Below are 19,651 nucleotides of genomic sequence, written 5' to 3'. Positions count from 1 at the left end.
CGCGGCGGCGCGGGAGAGCATCGTGAGGAACACGATTGTCCGAAGTCTGTGCATCGTCCTGGCTGGCCTCGCGGCCGCGCCGGGCGTCGCCGATGCGCAGAGCAGCGCTTACACGAATTCGCCGGCCGAGCTGTATGCGGGGCCGGCGCCCGATTACCCGGTGGTCGCGCAGATTCCGCCCGGCACCGCGCTGGGCGTATTCGGCTGCCTGAGCGACTACACGTGGTGCGACGTCGCGCTGCCGGGCGTGCGCGGCTGGATCGATGCGCAACTGCTCGACTATCCGTATCAAGGCAGCTACGTGCCGTTGCTCGAGTACGGCGCGATCATCGGCGTGCCGGTGACCGGATTCGCGATCGGCGCGTACTGGGATCGTTATTACCGGCACCGCCCGTGGTATCCGGACCGCGACCGCTGGGCGCGCCGTCCGGAGCCGAGGCTCGGCCCCGGAGGCATGCCGCCGGCGCAAGGGCGTCCGCAACCGGGCGCGCCGATACAGGTCGCGCCGGGCGGCCCGCCGCCCGTGCATGACACGCGGCCGTCGGCGACGCGCGGCGGCTGGAACGGTGCGAACCGGATGCCGCCGCCGGCCGCGCCAACGCCGATGCCGGGCGGGATGGGCAATGCGCGTCCGGCGAGCCCGGCGCCAACGCCGATGCCGGGCGGAGCGGGCAACGCGCGTCCGGCCGGCCCGCCGCCGGCCGTGCTCCGGCCGCCGCCCGCGCCGGGCGGCGAGGCCCGCACGATGCCGCCGCCGGTGCGGCAGGGAGCCGGAGGTGGCGGCGGTTATGCGCAGCCGCAGGGCGGCGGAAACGGTGGCGGTAACCGCGGCGGCGGTGGCGGCGGCCCGGACGAACGCCGGCACTGACCGCGCCGGTGCCGCGGGTGCTCCGGCGCCGGACGAAAAAAAGCCGCTCCGGAGAGCGGCTTCGGGATCAGGCAAGCGGGGGCGAGGTCACGCGCTACCGGTCGCTCGCAGCCCGCTGCGTCAGTCGTCGAGCAACGACAGATCGCGCACCGCGCCCTTGTCGGCCGACATGACCAGCTTCGCGTAGGCCTTCAGCGCCGCGGACACCTTGCGCGGACGCGGCTGCGCGGGCTTCCAGCCCTTCGCGTTCTGCTCCTCGCGGCGGCGCGCCAGTTCCTCGTCCGACACCAGCACGTCGATCGTGCGGTTCGGAATGTCGATGCGGATCCGGTCGCCGTCGCGCACGAGGCCGATCGCGCCGCCCGCTGCCGCTTCCGGCGAGCAATGGCCGATCGACAGACCCGACGTACCGCCCGAGAAACGGCCGTCCGTCAGCAGCGCGCACGCCTTGCCGAGCCCCTTCGACTTGATGTAGCTGGTCGGGTAGAGCATTTCCTGCATGCCCGGGCCGCCCTTCGGGCCTTCGTAGCGCACGATCACCACGTCGCCGGCCTTGACCTTGTCGTTCAGGATGTTCTCGACCGCTTCGTCCTGCGATTCGGTCACGTGCGCCGAGCCTTCGAACACGAGGATGCTTTCGTCGACGCCGGCCGTCTTCACCACGCAGCCGTCGAGCGCGATGTTGCCCGTCAGCACCGCGAGGCCGCCTTCCTTCGAGAACGCATGCTCGTACGAGCGGATGCAGCCTTCGGCGCGGTCGAGGTCGAGGCTCGGCCAGCGCGTGTTCTGGCTGAACGCGACCTGGGTCGGGATGCCGGCCGGGCCGGCCTGGTAGAACGTGCGGACCGCTTCGTCCTGCGTGCGGACGATGTCCCACTGGTCGAGCGCATCCTTCAGCGTCGGCGCGTGCACGGTCGGCACGTCGGTGTGCAGCTTGCCGGCGCGGTCGAGTTCGCCGAGGATCGCCATGATGCCGCCTGCGCGGTGCACGTCCTCGATGTGGTACTTGTTCGTGTTCGGCGCGACCTTGCACAGCTGCGGCACGATGCGCGACAGCCGGTCGATGTCCTTCATCGTGAAGTCGATGCCGGCTTCCCGCGCGATCGCCAGCAGGTGCAGGATCGTGTTGGTCGAGCCGCCCATCGCGATGTCGAGCGTCATCGCGTTCTCGAACGCCTTGAAGCCGACCGCGCGCGGCAGCACGCGTTCGTCGTCCTGCTCGTAGTGCTGGCGCGTCAGTTCGACGATGCGGCGGCCGGCGCGCTTGAACAGTTGTTCGCGGTCGGCGTGCGTGGCGACCACCGTGCCGTTGCCGGGCAGCGACAGGCCGAGCGCTTCGGTCAGGCAGTTCATCGAGTTCGCGGTGAACATGCCCGAGCACGAACCGCAGGTCGGGCACGCCGAGCGTTCGACTTCGGCGACGTCGGCGTCCGAATACGACTGGTCGGCCGCGATCACCATCGCGTCGACGAGGTCGAGCTTCTTCAGTTCGATGGCCTTGGTGACCGGGTTCGCGAGGCGCGTCTTGCCGGCTTCCATCGGGCCGCCCGACACGAAGATCACCGGAATGTTCAGGCGCATCGCGGCCATCAGCATCCCCGGCGTGATCTTGTCGCAGTTCGAGATGCACACCATCGCGTCCGCGCAGTGCGCGTTCACCATGTATTCGACCGAGTCGGCGATGATGTCGCGGCTCGGCAGCGAATAGAGCATGCCGTCGTGGCCCATCGCGATGCCGTCGTCGACCGCGATCGTGTTGAATTCCTTCGCGACGCCGCCCGCGGCTTCGATCTCGCGCGCGACGAGCTGGCCGAGATCCTTCAGGTGCACGTGCCCGGGCACGAATTGCGTGAACGAGTTGACGACCGCGACGATCGGTTTCGAGAAATCGTCGTCTTTCATGCCGGTGGCGCGCCACAGCGAGCGCGCACCTGCCATGTTGCGGCCGGCGGTGGAGGTTTTGGAACGGTAAGTGGGCATGGTGATGGCTGAAGAAATATCGCGGGAAAAGGGTGGAGGCTCGGGGAATAAAGGCCTCTCTCGCGCCCGTGCGAACAACCTCTTGAGCTGCGCCCTGGGCAAACTCCGCGATTATCCCACAGCCGCCGGGCGGGCGGCGCCGGCGGACAAGGCCGACCGGCGCGGGGCGGGCGCGGTGGGCAGCGCGTAGGCAAACGAAGCGCGGCGCGAAGGCGCGAAGACGGAACGGCGGGAACGCGCGAATTCGGAACCCGGCCATCGCCAGCGGAGCCCGGCAGCGGCTTCATCGCCCGTCTTGCCGACGATGAAGCCGTGCCATGCCGTCCGCGATCGCGCATCAATCGAGCAACGTCAGGATCTCGTCGTACAGCGGCTTCGGAATCCGCACCCCCTTCGCGATGCTGCGCGCGCGGGCGTCGAAGCGCCGTTGCGACGGCAGCCGCGCGCCCTGCGCGACGATCGATTCGAACATCCGCTCGCCGCGCGCGAGCCCCGCGTCGAGATCGTCGCCGAGAAACACGTTCGGATCGAACGCGATCACGAGTTCGCCGTGGCACGGCGTCGCGCCGACGCCTTCGTCGAAGTCCATCGATTCCCGGCTCGTCATGTCGCCGATCAGCGCGCCGCCGAGCAGCTCGACCATCGCCGCGAGCGCCGACCCCTTGTGGCCGCCGAACGTGCGCATCGCGCCTTGCAGCGCGGCCTTCGGGTCGGTGGTCGGCTGGCCGTCCGCGTCGATCGCCCAGTGCGCCGGAATCGCCTTGCCCTGTTTCGCGTGCAGCTCGATGTCGCCGCGCGCGATCGCGCTCGTCGCGAAATCGAACACGAACGGCTCGCCGCCCGGGCGCGGCCACGCGAACGCGATCGGGTTGGTGCCGAACACGGGCTCGCGGCCGCCTTCCGGCGCGACCCAGCTATGGCTCGGGTTCATCGCGATGCCGACCAGCCCTTCGGCGGCGATCGCCTCGACCTCCGGCCACAGCGCGGAGAAGTGATAGCAGTGGTTGATCGCCATCGCGGCGATGCCGTGCTGCTTCGCCATCTCGACCAGCACGGGCAGCCCGGTCTCGAAGCTCAGCAGCGAGAAGCCGCGATGCGCGTCGACCGCGACGACCGACGACGACAGCCGGCGCAGCGTCGGCACGGCCTGCGGATCGACCTTGCCTTTCTTCAGCGAGCGCACGCAGACGAGCAGCCGGTACACGCCGTGCGAATGGCATTCGTCGCGCTGGCCCTGCGTGATCACGTTGGCGATGGCGCGCGCATGCGCGTCGGACATCCCGTTGTGCATCAGCACGCGCAGCGCGAGCGCGTGGACTTCGTCGAGCGACAGCACGACTTCGGCGGTGCGCTCAGACATGGTTCACCTCGCGCGGGGCGGGCACGCCGTCGATGCGTTGCGGCACGTGCAGCGGATTGCTGCTGCGGAGCGCGTCCGGCAGCAGCGCGTCGGGCACGTCCTGGTACGACACGGGGCGCAGGAAGCGCTCGATCGCGCGTGCGCCGACCGACGTCGTGCGCGTGTCGGACGTCGCCGGGAACGGGCCGCCGTGCACCATCGCATGGCCGACTTCGACGCCCGTGCCGAAGCCGTTGACGAGAATGCGGCCGGCCTTGCGTTCGAGCGTCGGGCGCAGCGCGGCGAACAGCGCCGCGTCGCCGTCGGCGAGATGCGCGGCGATCGTCAACTGGCCTTCGAGCGCTTTCAGCACGCGATGCAGCGTGTCGGCGTCCGGACAGCGCACGATCAGCGACGCGGGGCCGAACACTTCGTCGCGCAGTTCGGGGTGCGCGATGAACGCGTCGGCGGAGGTCGCGAACAGCGCCGCGCGGGCCTGATGGCGGCCGCCTTCGACGCCTTCGGCCAGCCGTTCGACGGCCGAGTGATCGCGCAGCGCCGCGACGCCTTGCGCATAGCTCGCGTGGATGGCCGGTGTCAGCATCGTTTGCGCGGCGACGGCGCGCACGGCATCGGCCGCTGCGGCTTCGAACGCGCGCAGCGCGGGGCCGTCGACCGCGAGCACGAGGCCCGGATTCGTGCAGAACTGCCCGGCGCCGAGCGTAAGCGACGCGACGAACTGCGATGCGATGGTGTCGTGACGCGCATCGAGCGCGGCCGGAAACAGCAGCACCGGGTTGATCGAGCTCATTTCCGCATAGACCGGAATCGGTTCGGCTCGCGCCGCCGCGATATGCATCAGCGCCACGCCGCCACGGCGCGACCCGGTGAAGCCGACGGCCTTGATGCGCGGATCGGCGACGAGCGCCTGGCCGATCTCGCGCGATGCGTCGAACAGCAGCGAGAACACGCCGGCCGGCATCCCGCATTCGCGCGCGGCCTGCTGGATCGCGCGGCCGACGAGCTCCGACGTGCCCGGATGCGCGGAATGCGCCTTGACGATCACCGGGCAGCCGGCCGCCAGCGCCGATGCCGTGTCGCCGCCGGCCACCGAGAACGCGAGCGGGAAGTTCGACGCGCCGAACACGGCGACGGGCCCGAGCGCGACGTTGCGCAGCCGCAGGTCGACGCGCGGCAGCGGCTTGCGCTCGGCGCGAGCCGGATCGATCCGCGCGTCGAGAAAGCCGCCGTCCCGCACGAGCGACGCGAACAGCGCGAGCTGGCCGACCGTGCGGCCGCGTTCGCCCTCGATGCGCGCACGCGGCAGTCCCGTTTCGACGATGCAGCGCTCGATCAGGTCGTCGCCGAGCGCCATGATGTGGCGGCCGATCGCGTCGAGGAACGCGGCGCGTGCTTCGAGCGACGTCTCGCGATAGGTGTCGAACGCGTCGTCGGCGAGTGCGCACGCCGTTTCCAGATCGTGCAGGCTCGCGCCGCCGAAGGCCGGTTCGAGCGGCTCGCCGGTGGCGGCGGCGAGCGCGTGGAGGGTGCCGTTCTGTCCGGCGACGGCCGACTGGCCGATCAGGAGCTGACCTGTGAGTTGCATGGTTTTCCTCGGAAAAAAGCAGGGCCGGGCGTGGAGCGCCCGGCCGATGGAAGGGGAAAGGGTGCGGGCGCGTCAGTCCTCGTCGTCGTCGAGTTGCAGCTTGTCGGCGCGCACGCCGGTGTTCGCGCCCCAGTAGTAGATGACGAGCGCGACGGCCGCGACGACGACCGTGTCGTACGGATGCGCGAGCCGGCCCGTGCCGCCGAAGCCGCCGAGATACGACAGCACGATCATCGCCGCATAGAACGCGATCAGCCACGCGGACGAACGCACCTGCTCGGCGAGGCTCAGGTGCGCGGTCGGCACCCAGCGGCGGCACGCGAGATAGACGACGAACATCGCGATTTGCAGCCCGAGCAGCCAGGACACCGTGCTCCAGCCCGACCAGTAGACGATCAGCGCGGCGATCACGAACGACGCGGGGCCGGTGAGGCCGAACGCGCTGGCGCGGAACGGCCGCGGCAGGTCGGGCGCGGTGCGGCGCAGCGCGGCGACCGACACGGGCGCGACCGCATAGCTCAACACCAGCGCGGCCGACACGATGTTGATCAGCGCTTCCCACGACGGGAACGGCAGCGTCCAGAAGATCGCGAGTCCGAACGTGAGCCACAGGCCCGCGCGCGGGATGCCCGACGCTTCGTCGACGCGCGTGAACACCTTGAAGAACGTGCCCGTCTTCGCCCAGCCGTAGACCACGCGCGGCGTCGCGTTCATGTAGATGTTGCCGCAGCCGCTCGGCGAGATCATCGCGTCGGCGACGACCATCACCGCGAGCCAGCCGACGCCGAGCGCGAGCGCGATGTCGCGGTACGGCAGCGAGAACGCCTTGTTCACGTCGTGCCAGCCGGCGGCGAGCATGTCGGTGGGAATGCTGCCGATGAACGCGAGTTGCAGCAGCACGTAGATCAGCGTCGACAGCAGGATCGACAGGATCAGCGCGATCGGGATCGTGCGCTGCGGATTGCGCACCTCGCTCGCGACCGACACGATCGGCGTGAGCCCCAGATACGCGAAGATAATGCCGCCCGCGGACACGGCCATCTCGATGCCCGGCATGCCGAACGGCGCGAAGCCGTGCACGGTCAGGTTCGCAGGCTTGAAGAACGTGAACAGCACGCCGATCACCGCGAGCGGCACGATGAACTTGAAGATGCTGATGATGTTGTTCGCCTTCGCGAACGTCTTCACGCTCGAATAGTTCAAGTAAAAGAAGAAGCAGAGCAGCGCGGCCTGCACGAGCCAGCCGAGCGTGGTCGGGTCGCTCGATCCTTCGACCGTCAGGCCCGGAAACCACGCGGCCGCGTACTGGCGCGCGGCGACGACTTCGATTGCGATCAGGCTCGAGAACGCGATCAGCGTGATGAAGCCCATCAGGTAGCCGAGCAGCGGGCCGTGCGAGAACACCGGGTAGCGCACCACGCCGCCCGCGCGCGGCAGCGCGGCGCCGAGTTCGCAGTAGACGATGCCGAGCAGCAGCACCGCGAAGCCGCCGAGCAGCCACGAGAAGATGCCGGCCGGGCCCGCGATCGTCGACACGTGACTCGCGGCGAACAGCCACCCCGAACCGAAAATGGCGCCGAGACCGATGAACGTGAGATCGGTCAGCGACAGCTGTTTCTTGAACTTGCCGTGACCCGCGCCGGGGTGCGCGGAACGGGAAAGCGGGACAGACGGGTGTGCATTGCCTTGGCCTGGCATGGGCGTGTCTCCTGGAGGGAATATCGGCACAGGCTTGAGGTGCGCCGCGCTCCGACGGAGCAGCCGCGCCTGCCTGTCGGCCGGCAACGCCCGGTTCGAGCGACCGGGGCGGGCTGCGGGACATTCACGCGCGGCGCGGGCTGGCGCCGGGGGCGAACGGGCCCGCAGGCCATGCCGGACCGGAGACGGCGGCACGCAGGCGAAATGCCCGCGCACCGCCGCCGCAGAGGCGTCGATCAGAGACCGACGTCGGGCAGCGCCGGGCGCGTGTCGAGCGCCTTCGCGACGATGGCCTTCACTTCCGCGAGCGTCTCGCCTTGCAGCGCGAGGCGCGGCGGACGCGTGACCGCGCTACCGCGGCCGACGAGTTCTTCGCACAGCTTGATGCACTGCACGAGGTCCGGGCGTGCGTCGAGGTGCAGCAGCGGCATGAACCAGCGATACAGCGCGAGCGCTTCGTCGAAGCGCTTCTGCTTCGCGAGGCGGAACAGCGTCTCGCCTTCCTTCGGGAACGCGTTCGACATGCCCGATACCCAGCCTTCGGCGCCGACCGCGATGCTCTCGACCACGACGTCGTCGAGGCCCGCGAACAGCACGAAGCGATCGCCGACCGCGTTGCGCAGGTCGATGAAGCGGCGCGTATCGCCCGACGAATCCTTGAAGCAGACGATGTTCTCGCAATCCTGAAGCGCGATCAGCACGTCGGGCGTCACGTCGTTCTTGTAGATCGGCGGGTTGTTGTAGACCATCACCGGCAGGTCGGTGCTCGTTGCGACCGCGCGGAAGTGCGCGGCGGTTTCGTGCGGCTTCGCCGAGTAGACGAGCGCGGGCATCACCATCACGCCGTCGACACCGACGCGCTGCGCTTCGCGCACCGTGTTGCGCGCGAATTCGGTCGTGAATTCGGCGATGCCGGCGATCACCGGAATCTTGCCGCCGGCCGCGTCGCGTGCGGCCTCGATCACCTGGAGTTTCTCGCTCGTCGACAGCGACGTGTTTTCGCCGACCGTGCCGCAGACCACGAGGCCCGACACGCCGTCGTTCACCAGGTTCTTGACCACGCGGTGCGTGGCGTCGATGTCGAGGGAAAAGTCCGGCTTGAACTGGGTGCTGACGGCCGGGAAAACCCCGGTCCACTGAATGGCTTTGCGGCTCACTGAAATCTCCTACGTTCGTATCGGTCGGCCGACGGGTGTGTCGGTGTGGCAACCAGTATCGCCGCGCAAACGTCCATCACGCTTGAGTCGTATCGCGGAGCAAAATGACGAAATCGGCACAGCGGCCGGCAGGGGCGCGAAGGGTGCGTCGCACTATGCCGATTTCGTCGTCGTCCTCATCGAAAAGCCACAAGCGGACGGACGCGCGACGGAGGAAGCTATGCTCCTTTCCCCACTTCTGACAGCTCATGATGAAGCGCATCCAGATCATCGATTCGCACACGGGCGGCGAACCCACTCGGCTCGTCGTGTCCGGCTTTCCGTCGCTCGGCAACGGCACGATGGCCGAGCGCCGCGACGTGCTCGCGCGCGAGTACGACCGCTACCGCACCGCATGCATCCTCGAGCCGCGCGGCAGCGACGTGCTGGTCGGCGCGCTGCTGTGCGACCCGGTGTCGGCGGACGCGGCAGCCGGCGTGATCTTCTTCAACAATAGCGGCTATCTCGGGATGTGCGGGCACGGCACGATCGGCGTCGTGCGCACGCTGCATCACATGGGACGTATCGCACCCGGCGTGCACCGGATCGAGACGCCGGTCGGCACCGTCGAGGCGACGCTGCACGACGACCTGTCGGTCAGCGTGCGCAACGTGCCCGCGTATCGCCATGCGCAGGGCGTCGCGCTCGACGTGCCGGGATACGGCCCCGTGAAGGGCGACGTCGCGTGGGGCGGCAACTGGTTCTTCCTGATCAGCGACCACGGGCAGCGCGTCGCCGGCGACAACGTCGCGGCGCTCACCGCGTATGCGTCGGCCGTGCGCGAAGGGCTCGAACGCGCGGGCATCACCGGTGCGAACGGCGGCGAGATCGATCACATCGAGCTGTTCGCCGACGATCCCGCGCACGACAGCCGCAGCTTCGTGCTGTGCCCGGGCCTTGCCTACGACCGTTCGCCGTGCGGCACCGGCACCAGCGCGAAGCTCGCGTGCCTCGCGGCCGACGGCAAGCTCGCGCCCGGCGTCGTGTGGCGGCAGGCGAGCGTGATCGGCAGTGTGTTCCACGCAAGCTACGAGTTGGCCGACGGCGGCATCGTGCCGACGATTCGCGGCAGCGCGCACCTGAGCGCGGAAGCGACGCTGCTGATCGACGAAGACGATCCGTTCGGCTGGGGCATCGGGTCGTGAGCGAAACGAAGACCGACGTCGTCGTGATCGGCGCCGGCATCGTCGGCGCGGCGTGCGCGCACGAACTCGCGCAGCGCGGGCTGCGCGTGCTAGTCGTCGACGACGCGAGCGGCGGCGCGACCGGCGCGGGCATGGGGCACCTCGTCGCGATGGACGACAACGCGGCCGAGCTCGCGCTGAGCCATTACTCGATCGGACTGTGGCGCGCGTTGAGTGGCGAGATGCCCGACGGCTGCGCATACCGCAACTGCGGCACGCTGTGGCTCGCGGCCGATGCGCACGAAATGGATCTGGCGCGCGCGAAGCAGGCGACGCTCGCTGCCCACGGCGTGGCCGGGGAGCTGATCGACGCGGCGGCGCTCGCGCGACTGGAGCCGATGCTGCGCGCGGGCCTCGGCGGCGCGCTGAGGATTCCGGGCGACGCGATCCTCTATGCGCCCGTCACCGCGAACTGGCTGCTGCAGCGCGCGCCGCGCATCACGTTGCGCCGCGAGCGGGCCGTCGCGATCGACGGCCCTGGCGTGACGCTCGCGAGCGGGGACGTGCTGCGCGCGGAGCGTGTGGTCGTCGCGAATGGCGTCGCGGCGCGTACGCTGCTGCCCGAACTGCCGCTGCGCCCGAAAAAGGGCCATCTGCTGATTACCGACCGTTATCCGGGCCACGTGTCGCACCAGCTCGTCGAGCTCGGCTATGCGGCGAGCGCGCACGCAAGCGACGGCACGTCCGTCGCGTTCAACGTGCAGCCGCGGCCGACCGGCCAGTTGCTGATCGGCTCGTCGCGCCAGTTCGACACCGAGGACGCGCAGGTGGAGCCGCCGGTGCTCGCGCGGATGCTGCGCCGCGCGGTCGGCTATCTGCCGGATCTGGCCGACCTGAACGGCATCCGCGCATGGACCGGCTTCCGCTCCGCGAGCCCCGACGGCCTGCCGCTGCTCGGCGAGCACCCGGCGCGGCCGGGCGTGTGGCTCGCGGTCGGGCATGAAGGGCTCGGCGTGACGACCGCGCCGGGCAGCGCGCGGCTCGTCGCCGCGCTGATGGCCGGCGAGCGGCCGCCCATCGATATCGAACCGTATTTGCCGGGACGCTTCCTGAGCGTGTCCCTCGTCACCGGAGCGCTGACATGAAACGACCCCCACGCTCACTTTGTTCGCTGTCGACCGGAGTTGGTGCATCAGCGCTTACTCCGGTCCCATGCAACGCTCTCCCCGAGGGGGCGGTCAGCCTCATTGGCGCGGCCCGGCGGCGGAGGCTGACATGATCATTCATCTGGACGGCCGCGCGCTGACGGTGGCCGACGGCGCGACCGTCGCGGCCGTCGTCGCGGCGAGCGGCGACGACACGACGCGCGTGTCGTGCACGGGCGCGGCGCGCGCGCCGTTTTGCGGGATGGGCATCTGCCAGGAATGCCGGATGACGATCGACGGCCGCCGCCGGCTCGCGTGCCAGACGCTGTGCCGCGACGGCATGCAGGTGGAGCGCACGCGATGAAACAGGAACGACTGAGCGTCGACGTCGCGATCGTCGGCGCGGGTCCGGCTGGGCTGTCGGCCGCGCGGGCCGCCGCGCGAAGCGGCGCGACCGTTGCGATCGTCGACGACAACCCGCGTGCGGGCGGGCAGATCTGGCGGCAGCCGGCAGCGGCTGTACCGACGCCGGCCGCCGCCGAACGCGTCGCCGTGCTGCGACAGCCGAACGTCACGCACCTCGCGGCGACCCGAATCGTCGCCGAAACGCAGCCGGGCACGCTGCTGCTCGAAGACGACGAACGCGGGCTGCTGCTCGATTTCCGGACGCTGATTCTCTGCTGCGGCGCGCGCGAGCTGCTGCTGCCGTTTCCGGGCTGGACCCTGCCGGGCGTGACCGGCGCGGGCGGCTTGCAGGCGCTGATCAAATACGGGCTCGACGTGCGCGGGCAGCGTACGGTGATCGCGGGCAGCGGGCCCCTGTTGTTGGCCAGCGCGGCGACGGCCCGGCAGGCCGGCGCGCGCGTGTCGCACGTGGTCGAACAGGCCGCATGGGGCGACGTGGCCGGCTTCGGCGCGGGGCTGTGGCGCTGGCCGTCGAAGCTCGCGCAGGCCGCGAAGCTCGTTACGACCGCGTATCGGCCCGCTGCGCACGTCGTCGAGGCATTCGGCGATAAGCGGCTCGAACGCGTGCGAATTCGCCAGGGCGATCGCGAATTCGACGTCGACTGCGACCGGCTCGCGTGCGGCTTCGGCCTCGTGCCGAACACCGTGTTGCCGCGTCATCTCGGCTGCCGGATCGACAACGGCGCGGTGGCGGTCGACGCGCACCAGCGCACGAGCCGCGACGGATGTTTCGCGGCGGGCGAGTGCACGGGCGTCGGCGGCAGCGAGCTGGCGATGGTCGAAGGCGAGATCGCCGGCTATGCGGCGACCGGGCAGACCGCACAACTGGCCGCGCTGGTTGCACGCCGCGCGCACTGGCAGGCGTTCGCGGATGCCGTGCGCGAGCGCTTCGCGATCCGGGAGCCGATCCGCCGGCTCGCGCGACCCGACACGCTGCTGTGTCGTTGCGAAGACGTGCGGTTCGATGCGGTCGCGCGGGAACCGGGCTGGACGGCCGCCAAACTGCAATCGCGCTGCGGGATGGGCGCGTGCCAGGGCCGTGTGTGCGGCGCGGCCGCGCAGGTGTTGTTCGGCTGGACGCCGCCGGCGCCGCGCACGCCGCTCGTGCCCGCGCGGGTCGGCACGCTGATGCTCGACGGCACGGAATCCTGCGACCGCGCGTGACGCATGCAGCGTCGCGGTGATGCGGCCCGGTTCAGGCCGGGCCGCGCCTTTTACTCTTCCTCCACTTCGGATCGGCGACGCGATGCTGTTGACCGCGTTCGCCGTTGTTACCGCGCCACGCGTGATCGCGGCGGTCGTGATGCTCGCGCTCGGCGTGGTTCGCGGAGGTGCGGTACGCGCGGCAGCCGCCGACGGGTTGGCGGGCAAGCAGGCCTGACAGAAGGAAGGGCGGCCGGATTGCCGATCCGGGAAGCAGCGGGATACAACAATATATAAAGTTATATAATATTAGTTCTTTAATCGTATCCCGCCCCGATGAACGACGATCTTCCCGCCGGCTTGCCCGGCCTCGATCAGATGCGCGCCGCCGCCGAATCGGCGTGCGCGCTCCTCAAGGTGATGTCGAATCCCGACCGGCTGCTGCTGCTGTGCGAACTGTCGCAGGGCGAGCGCGGCGTGAGCGATCTCGAGGCGCGACTCGACATCCGTCAACCGACGCTATCGCAGCAGCTCGGTGTGTTGCGGGACAACGCGCTGGTCCGTACGCGCCGTGAAGGCAAGTCCATCCGCTATTCGCTCGACAGTCCGGCCGTGATCGCGGTGATGGGCGTGCTGTACGAACAGTTTTGCGGGGCGACCGCGAAGGAGGCGCGCGATGCAGGTTGATGCGCTTCATTTCACGCCGTGGCTGTCGCTGGCCGGCGGCGTGCTGATCGGGCTCGCGGCAGCGTGGCTCGTCGCGTTCAACGGCCGGATTGCCGGTATCAGCGGGATCGTGGGCGGCTTGCCGACGGCGGGCGGCGCAGAGCGCGGCTGGCGCGCCGCGTTCGTCGCCGGGTTGATCGCAGCGCCCGTCGCGATGCGTGTCGTCGGGAGCGATCTGACGCCGCAGGTCGACGCCAATTGGCCAGAATTGCTGGCGGCCGGGCTGCTGGTGGGAATCGGCACGCGGTACGCGGGCGGCTGCACGAGCGGTCACGGCGTATGCGGGATATCGCGCGGGGCGTTGCGTTCGGTGGTCGCCACGGCGACCTTCATGGTCGCGGGCTTCGCGACCGTCTTCGTGCGGCTGCACGTGGCGGGAGGCTGACATGCAAGCAGGATTCGCGTTTCTGGCGGGGCTGCTGTTCGGCGTCGGCCTCATCGTGTCGGGCATGGCCAATCCGCAGAAGGTGCTCGGTTTTCTCGACTTGGCGGGCCGCTGGGATCCGTCGCTCGCGTTCGTGATGGCGGGCGCGATCGGCGTCGCCGTGTTCGCGTTTGCGTGGGCGAAGCGCCGGACACGGTCGTGGCTCGGCCTGCCGATGCAGTTGCCGGCATCGCGGGCGATTACCGTGCGCCTCGTTGCAGGAAGTGCGGTATTCGGCATCGGCTGGGGAATTGCCGGGTTCTGCCCGGGGCCCGCGATCGTGTCGATCGGCTTCGGGTCGGCCAAGGGGATCGGGTTCGTCGTCGCGATGCTGGCCGGGATGGCCCTGTTCGAGTGGATCGAGCGTCGGCGGAACGGGCGGTGACGCCGGTGCACGCTCGCCGGGTACGGTTGCCCGGAACATCATGTGTTCGTCGGTCACCGCGATGATGCGATGAGCTCCCAGTGTTTCCCGCGGCAGGCAGGTCGCGATGTCAGACATGCTCGCTTACGTGGCGGCCGCCGTGCGCTCGCCCGGACAGCCGGCGCAGGATGCCGCGCCACACCGAGAGCATGCCTCGTTGCCCCGAGGGTTCAACGATCGTTGTGCTGACCACGCGGCTGCCGCGAGCCGACAGCGCGACATGACCGGCGGTTTCGAGCGTCAGGCATTCGCCTTCGTCGAGTTCGCGGCGAACGTATTGCGGTACATCGGGCAGCCAGTCGAGCCCGCCATGGCGCAGCGTGACCGCCAGCGCGCCGTCCAGCACGATCAACTGGCTGCCCTTGTCGAACCACGCAAAGTGGCTTTGCCCGGCGTCGAGCCGGAGGTGTTGCGTCCGCATGGCGATTCCCTTTTTCCGGTTACTCCGGTTGTGCGGCCTCGCGACGACGAGGCGACATCGTGCAATCAGGTTAGGGAAACGGACGTGCGCACGACAGATTCAGGGGACGGGAATCTGTTGCGGTGCAGGCGACGATTTCGGGCTGCTGTATCGGTGGGTTTTCCCCGGATCTGTATCTGGCGTGCGCGGGAGGCAGCGGGCACGATGGTCCGCATGACGATTCTCGCCGACGCATCCCGCACGCCTTTGCCGAGGGACGGCGAGCCGCTTTACGAACGGCTCGCCGAATATTACCGCCGCATCATCGCGGCCGGCACGCTGGCGCCCGGCGACCGGATGCCGTCGGTCCGCGCGTGCATGGCGCAGCACGGCGTGAGCCTGTCGACCGCGATCCATGCGTTTAGGCGGCTCGAGGATGCAGGCTGGTGCGACGCGAAGCCGCGTTCGGGTTACTTCGTGCGCCGCCGCGCGGCGGCCGTGCTCGACACGCTGCCGGAAAGCGACGGGCCGCCGCTGAGCGTCGAGCCGCCGTTCGCGGGGCTGCACGAGCGCGTATCGCGCGTGATCGACCGTGCGAACGCGGCGACCGATGCGTTGAATCTCGGCGGCGCATCCGCGCACGCCGCGCTGTATCCGACCGAGCGCCTGCAGGCGCTCGCGATCCGGCTGCTGCGGCGCAAGCCCACGTTGCTGACCGACGCGGGGCCCGTCGGCGGCTCGCCCGAATTCCGGCAGACGATGGCCAAACGCGCGTTGTCTTACGGCGTGACGCTGACGCCGGACGACGTGATGTCGACGAGCGGCGGCGTCGATGCGGTGAATCTCGCATTGCGGGCGGTCGCGCGGCCCGGCGACACGATCGCGATCGAATCGCCGGCCTTCTTCGGCCTGATCCAGTTGCTCGAAAGCCTCGGCCTGAAGGCGCTCGAAATTCCGGCAAGCCCGACGACCGGCCTGTCGATCGAGGCGCTCGACGTGGCGCTGGCTGCCTATCCGGATATCCGGGCCGTGGTCGTCGTGCCGAACCTGCAAAACCCGCTCGGCTGCGTGATGCCCGACGAGCGCAAGGCCGCGCTCGTCGCGCTGTGTTCGCGCCACGGTGTGGCCGTGATCGAGGACGAGCCTTATCGCGAGCTCGTCGAGGCGCCGACGGCGGCCAGGCCGGTCAAGGCATGGGATCGCGACGGCACGGTGATCTACTGCCCGTCGTTCAACAAGGTGCTGGCCCCCGGGATGCGGCTCGGCTGGATGAGTGCGGGCCGCTGGCAGGCGCGCGTGAGGATGCTGAAATTCGCTCAGAGTCGACACAACGCCGCGTTGCTGCAGGCCGTGGCCGCCGAATTCGTCGGCTCCGGCGCATTCGATCGACACCTGCACCGGTTTCGCGAACAGTTGCGCGTGCAGCGCGACGTGACGATCGACGCGATTGCGCGGCATTTCCCGGCCGGCACGCGGATGAACCAGCCGCCGGGCGGGATGTTGCTGTGGATCGCGTTGCCGGCAGGCGTGCGCTCCGATGCGCTGTTCGACGCCGCGCTGGCGCATGGCGTCAAGATCGCGCCCGGTTCGATCTTCTCGAATTCGGACCGTTTCGACGGCTATATCCGGCTTGCCTGTACGCGCGTATTCGACGCGGCGCACGAGGCGGCGTTCGACATACTCGGCCGCCTCGTACGGGAAGCCATGGCGGCCGCGTAAGCGCGACGGCGGCAGCGGGCCGGATTTCCGAATACGCGAGTGCTCCGGCCGGACGCGGTACCGAAGCGGCAAGCCGCCGCCACTTCATCGGCCGACCGAATGCGTGGCGAGGTGCTGGCGGATCAGCGACAGATAACGATCGCCGACCGAGAAATCGAGTGCCGCGCGCGGCCGGGCGGGGGCCGGACGCAGCGTGGCCGGCGCGCTCATGCCCAGGTACCGGCAGACGGCGGACGGAAAGGGCTTGCGCGTATGCCCGAGCTGACGCGCCGCGCGCTCGACGCGGGCATCGCCGACCTGGGCACGCAGCCACGCCAGCACTTGGCGATCGGTGTCGTTGACGATACGGACCAGATGTTCCATCGCGCACCTCACTGTTCATAAATACAGTACTGTAAATATAACCAGTGTTTGCGCGAACCGCAAGCGCGGGCGCGTCGGCTGGCCGTTCGGCCAGGGTCAGCGCACCGGCGCGGCAGTGCGCGCGACCCGGGCCGCAGGAGGCGCAGAGGCGGCAGGCGCGGCCCGGCCGGTATAGCGCGCATCGGTCAGCGTGCCGAGGAACGCGACGATGTCGTCGATTTCCGCGTCGGTCAGCGCGGGCGGCGTGCCGGGCCGGCGGTTCATCGGCGTCGAATTCACGTTGATGTTGCCGCGATAGGCGGCCGGCACGTCGTCGAACGTCTTGGCGCCGTGATACCAGAAGCCGGGATCGGTCGAACGCGTGTTGTAGAACGCGACCGCGTCGCGCAGCGTCGTGAACACGCCGTTGTGCATGAACGTCTGCTTGAGCGCGACGTTGCGCAGCCCCGGCGTGCGCAGGTAGCCGCACCATTGCGTCGGCTCGGGCCAGCGCAGCCGACGCGCGGTGTCGCACAGCCCATTGTCGAAATGGCGCGGATCGCGGTTCGCCGGCAGCGCGCGGTTGCGCGGCACGGCGATCGCGTCGTAGCCGAAATCGGTGAACAGCGAGCGTTCCGGGCGGCTCGACGTGTCCGACAGCGTATGGCAGGTCATGCAATTGCCCTTGTCCGGATTCCGGAACAGCGCGAGGCCGCGCATCTCGGCCGGCGCGAGCGGCTTGCGCGTGCGCAGGAATGCGTCGAAGCGCGACGTGAACGGCGCCATCTCGTCGCTCTGCAGATAGGCTTCGACGGCCGCGCCCAGCGCGCGCACCAGTTGCTCGGGATCGCGCCGCACCGGCGCGCCGAAGCGCGCGGCGAGATCGGGCGCGAGTTCGGTCGCATCGACCTTGCGCAGCAGCGCGGCCGGCGACCGGTTGTTCATCTCGTTCGGATCGAACAGCGGTCCGCGGATCTGTTCGGCGAGCGTATCCGCGCGACCGTCGCTGAACAGGCCGCCGAACGGCGACGGCGCGGGCGCATCGTCGTCCCGGTAGAAGTGGCGGCGCGGCACGTAGCGCACATACAGCAGCGATGGCGCATTGCGCTGGCTGAAGCGTCCGGGCCGGCTGCCTTCCGGCACGCCGGGCCCCGCGAGCGATGCGGCCGACAGTGTCGGCGCGAACGCGCGGCCCGGATCGTGGCAGCCCGTGCACGACATGCCGCGCGGCTCGGACAGCCGCGGGTCGAAGAAGATCCGGCGGCCGAGCGCGACGAGCGTCGGGTCCGGCGCGAAGCGCGCGGTGGCCGCGTCGATCTTGCCCGTCACCTGCGGCGTGCCGTTGCCGATCGTGTCGACGACGCGCGACGGCGGCGCGCCGGGAAGCAGCACCGTTTCGGCCGGCGCGGCGTGAACCGCGAGCGTCAGGCCGGCGAGCACGGTGGCGGCAAGCGTGTGCAGCGTCTGCCGGCCACGCTTGCCGCGGCCGTCGCATCGAACTTCTTCCGTCACGGCGCGATGAACCCCGTCTTGTCGCAGGCGAGCGTCCGGCCCGACTGATTGCACGCCGCCAGCAGCTTGCCGGCCGCCGAATACGCATGGAACGTCCAGCCCGTCGCCGGCGCGGCGTTGCGCTCCATGATCAGGAAGCCGAAGCTGTTGTTGTGCGACAGCCGTTCGATCACCGCGCCCGGCGCGGGCGTCAGGCCGGCCGGGAACGGGTCGGGCAGCGCGACGTCGAGGTTGTCGCCGCCGTTGCCGGACACGATCGTCGCCGGGTGCCCGGACGAGAAGTTGATCGCCTGGAAATCATGCACGTGACCATGCAGCGCGACGTGCACGCCCGGCGGGTAGTACGCCTGCGCGTTGAGGCTCGACATCACCGACTGCAGTGCGAGGTTGCCCGGCGCGGGCGTGCTGCCGGCGATCGGCGCGAACGCGAGGATCGGATGATGGTTCGTGAAGATCGTCGTCGTGATGCCGGCCTTCGACGCGAGCGATGCGACCGTCTGGAACTGCTTCTGGTAGATGCCGAACTGCGCGTCGGTCGTCTTGAGCGGCGTGCGGCCGACCTTCGCGGTGTCGAACACGATCACTTGCGAGCCACTGCCGAGCGACACCGCATAGGGTTCCGAATAGTTCGCGTTGTTGTCGTTGGCCGGATCGTCGCACGAGCGTGCGGCCGAATACGGGCGCGGGTCGAGGAAGCGGAACCAGCCCTGGCCCGCACGTGCGCATTCCTCGTGATTGCCGCGCACGACGACCCACGGCGCCTTCGCGAGCAAGGCCGCGGCCGGGCGGAACAGGTCGGCCTGCCACGTATCCCAGCCGTAGCCCCACGGGCTGTCCTTGCAGCCGGCGATATCGGGCGGGCACGCGTTCTCGCGATAGTGGTAGTCGCCGACGTGCAGCACGAGATCGGGCGACAGCTTCGCGACGCTGGCCGCGATCGTGTCGAGCGGCCAGACCGCGGCATCGTTGCATGCCTGCCATGCGTTGTCGGCCTTCTTCATTCGGCAGCCGGTGTCGGCGATGATCGCGATGCGCTGCGGCTGCGCTTTCGGCAGCGGCAGCGTGCGGCCCGCGACGCTTGCCGCCTGCGCGCCGGCCGGCAGCGTCGCCTCGCAGACGGACACCGGGAAGCTCGACGGTTTCGAATCGGCGGGGTCGCTGGCAGTCGGCCGCTGGGGGACGGTCGCGGCGCCTGCGCGCAGCGCCATGCGCGACACCTTGCCGTCGACGCTCAGTTGCGGGCACAGCGGGTCGCCGGCCGACGCGGGCGTGTAGTTCGTGATCACGCGCGCGATCGCCTGGTTCGCATCGCCGATCTCGACCCATGCGGCCTGGACGTTGGCCGACGCGCTGGCCGGATCGTCCGGCGTATCGATGTGATTCGAGCACGCGGACAGCGCGGCGAGGGCAGCAAGGGGAGCGCAGCGCACGAGCAGGCCGCGCGTGAGGAATCGTCGCATGGGAGGGGCAGGCACCGTAGGAAAGTCGTCAACGATACGCAGCGCGAATGTAAGAAATGTGAAAACGGGGCGTGACGGGG

Annotated in this window: 19 protein-coding genes; 10 read left to right on the top strand and 9 right to left on the bottom strand. The window is 69.7% G+C overall.

What is annotated here, in order from left to right; translation table 11 throughout:
- The first annotated feature begins 22 nt into the window (after positions 1 to 22).
- A complete protein-coding gene (locus tag J8I33_RS02680; protein WP_209932899.1) occupies positions 23 to 868 on the top strand; it encodes an SH3 domain-containing protein in 846 nt (281 codons plus the stop codon).
- A gap of 120 nt (positions 869 to 988) precedes the next feature.
- Here J8I33_RS02680 and ilvD read toward each other — a convergent pair whose 3' ends face one another.
- From ilvD to J8I33_RS02655, 5 genes are all read right to left on the bottom strand, one after another.
- Positions 989 to 2,848: a dihydroxy-acid dehydratase gene (ilvD, locus tag J8I33_RS02675; protein ID WP_124594646.1), complete on the bottom strand. Its 1,860-nt coding sequence runs from the start codon at positions 2,846 to 2,848 to the stop codon at positions 989 to 991.
- Positions 2,849 to 3,185: 337 nt separating this feature from the next.
- On the bottom strand, positions 3,186 to 4,208 hold the full coding sequence (locus J8I33_RS02670) for an Ldh family oxidoreductase (RefSeq protein ID WP_209932893.1): 1,023 nt from the start codon (positions 4,206 to 4,208) through the stop codon (positions 3,186 to 3,188).
- Positions 4,201 to 5,793 (bottom strand): aldehyde dehydrogenase (NADP(+)), encoded by a 1,593-nt coding sequence (locus J8I33_RS02665; protein WP_209932891.1) that lies wholly within the window; start codon positions 5,791 to 5,793, stop codon positions 4,201 to 4,203. Before J8I33_RS02665 ends, J8I33_RS02670 begins: the two co-directional genes overlap by 8 nt.
- A 72-nt stretch (positions 5,794 to 5,865) precedes the next feature.
- Positions 5,866 to 7,491: an APC family permease gene (locus J8I33_RS02660; protein WP_124680050.1), complete on the bottom strand. Its 1,626-nt coding sequence runs from the start codon at positions 7,489 to 7,491 to the stop codon at positions 5,866 to 5,868.
- Positions 7,492 to 7,727: 236 nt separating this feature from the next.
- Positions 7,728 to 8,648, bottom strand: coding sequence for a dihydrodipicolinate synthase family protein (locus J8I33_RS02655; protein ID WP_089489277.1), 921 nt, complete (start codon positions 8,646 to 8,648; stop codon positions 7,728 to 7,730).
- Positions 8,649 to 8,899: 251 nt separating this feature from the next.
- Here J8I33_RS02655 and J8I33_RS02650 point away from each other — a divergent pair, with 251 nt between their 5' ends.
- The 8 genes from J8I33_RS02650 (at position 8,900) to J8I33_RS02620 (ending at position 14,099) form a co-directional block, all read left to right on the top strand.
- On the top strand, positions 8,900 to 9,832 hold the full coding sequence (locus J8I33_RS02650; RefSeq protein ID WP_209932953.1) for a 4-hydroxyproline epimerase: 933 nt from the start codon (positions 8,900 to 8,902) through the stop codon (positions 9,830 to 9,832).
- A complete protein-coding gene (locus J8I33_RS02645) occupies positions 9,829 to 10,956 on the top strand; it encodes an FAD-dependent oxidoreductase (protein ID WP_209932889.1) in 1,128 nt (375 codons plus the stop codon). Before J8I33_RS02650 ends, J8I33_RS02645 begins: the two co-directional genes overlap by 4 nt.
- A 130-nt stretch (positions 10,957 to 11,086) precedes the next feature.
- Positions 11,087 to 11,320, top strand: coding sequence for a 2Fe-2S iron-sulfur cluster-binding protein (locus J8I33_RS02640; protein ID WP_050010794.1), 234 nt, complete (start codon positions 11,087 to 11,089; stop codon positions 11,318 to 11,320).
- Complete coding sequence (locus J8I33_RS02635; protein WP_209932887.1) at positions 11,317 to 12,585, top strand: FAD/NAD(P)-binding oxidoreductase; 1,269 nt, start codon at positions 11,317 to 11,319, stop codon at positions 12,583 to 12,585. The genes J8I33_RS02640 and J8I33_RS02635 overlap by 4 nt, the downstream gene beginning before the upstream one ends.
- An 82-nt stretch (positions 12,586 to 12,667) precedes the next feature.
- Positions 12,668 to 12,802 carry a hypothetical protein gene (locus tag J8I33_RS34725; RefSeq protein ID WP_256975748.1) on the top strand — a complete coding sequence of 45 codons (135 nt, stop codon included), beginning with the start codon at positions 12,668 to 12,670 and terminating at the stop codon, positions 12,800 to 12,802.
- Between the two features lie 98 nt (positions 12,803 to 12,900).
- Positions 12,901 to 13,251, top strand: coding sequence for a metalloregulator ArsR/SmtB family transcription factor (locus J8I33_RS02630; RefSeq protein ID WP_050010798.1), 351 nt, complete (start codon positions 12,901 to 12,903; stop codon positions 13,249 to 13,251).
- On the top strand, positions 13,241 to 13,675 hold the full coding sequence (locus tag J8I33_RS02625) for a YeeE/YedE family protein (protein WP_209932885.1): 435 nt from the start codon (positions 13,241 to 13,243) through the stop codon (positions 13,673 to 13,675). The genes J8I33_RS02630 and J8I33_RS02625 overlap by 11 nt, the downstream gene beginning before the upstream one ends.
- Position 13,676: 1 nt before the next feature.
- Positions 13,677 to 14,099, top strand: coding sequence for a DUF6691 family protein (locus J8I33_RS02620; protein ID WP_124554133.1), 423 nt, complete (start codon positions 13,677 to 13,679; stop codon positions 14,097 to 14,099).
- 109 nt (positions 14,100 to 14,208) lie between these two features.
- Here the strand turns inward: J8I33_RS02620 and J8I33_RS02615 are convergent, their stop codons facing one another.
- Entirely contained in the window at positions 14,209 to 14,559 is a 351-nt protein-coding gene (locus J8I33_RS02615; protein ID WP_124638530.1) for a hypothetical protein, read from the bottom strand.
- Between the two features lie 204 nt (positions 14,560 to 14,763).
- Between J8I33_RS02615 and J8I33_RS02610 the strand changes: the two genes are divergently transcribed.
- Positions 14,764 to 16,257 carry a PLP-dependent aminotransferase family protein gene (locus tag J8I33_RS02610; protein ID WP_209932883.1) on the top strand — a complete coding sequence of 498 codons (1,494 nt, stop codon included), beginning with the start codon at positions 14,764 to 14,766 and terminating at the stop codon, positions 16,255 to 16,257.
- A gap of 84 nt (positions 16,258 to 16,341) precedes the next feature.
- On the opposite strand, the gene J8I33_RS02605 is transcribed toward J8I33_RS02610, so the two are convergent.
- From J8I33_RS02605 to J8I33_RS02595, 3 genes are all read right to left on the bottom strand, one after another.
- A complete protein-coding gene (locus tag J8I33_RS02605) occupies positions 16,342 to 16,620 on the bottom strand; it encodes a hypothetical protein (RefSeq protein WP_209925398.1) in 279 nt (92 codons plus the stop codon).
- Positions 16,621 to 16,716: 96 nt separating this feature from the next.
- On the bottom strand, positions 16,717 to 18,111 hold the full coding sequence (locus tag J8I33_RS02600; protein WP_209932881.1) for a cytochrome c peroxidase: 1,395 nt from the start codon (positions 18,109 to 18,111) through the stop codon (positions 16,717 to 16,719).
- The gene (locus J8I33_RS02595; RefSeq protein WP_209932879.1) at positions 18,108 to 19,571 is read right to left on the bottom strand and encodes a metallophosphoesterase; all 1,464 of its coding nucleotides are present in this window, start codon (positions 19,569 to 19,571) and stop codon (positions 18,108 to 18,110) included. Before J8I33_RS02595 ends, J8I33_RS02600 begins: the two co-directional genes overlap by 4 nt.
- Between the last annotated feature and the right edge of the window lie 80 nt (positions 19,572 to 19,651).

Source organism: Burkholderia sp. AcTa6-5 (genome assembly GCF_017815075.1).
Taxonomy (GTDB): Bacteria; Pseudomonadota; Gammaproteobacteria; order Burkholderiales; family Burkholderiaceae; genus Burkholderia; species Burkholderia sola.
Note: the sequence above shows the minus strand (reverse complement) of the source record. Positions and strands in the feature narration are given on the sequence as shown.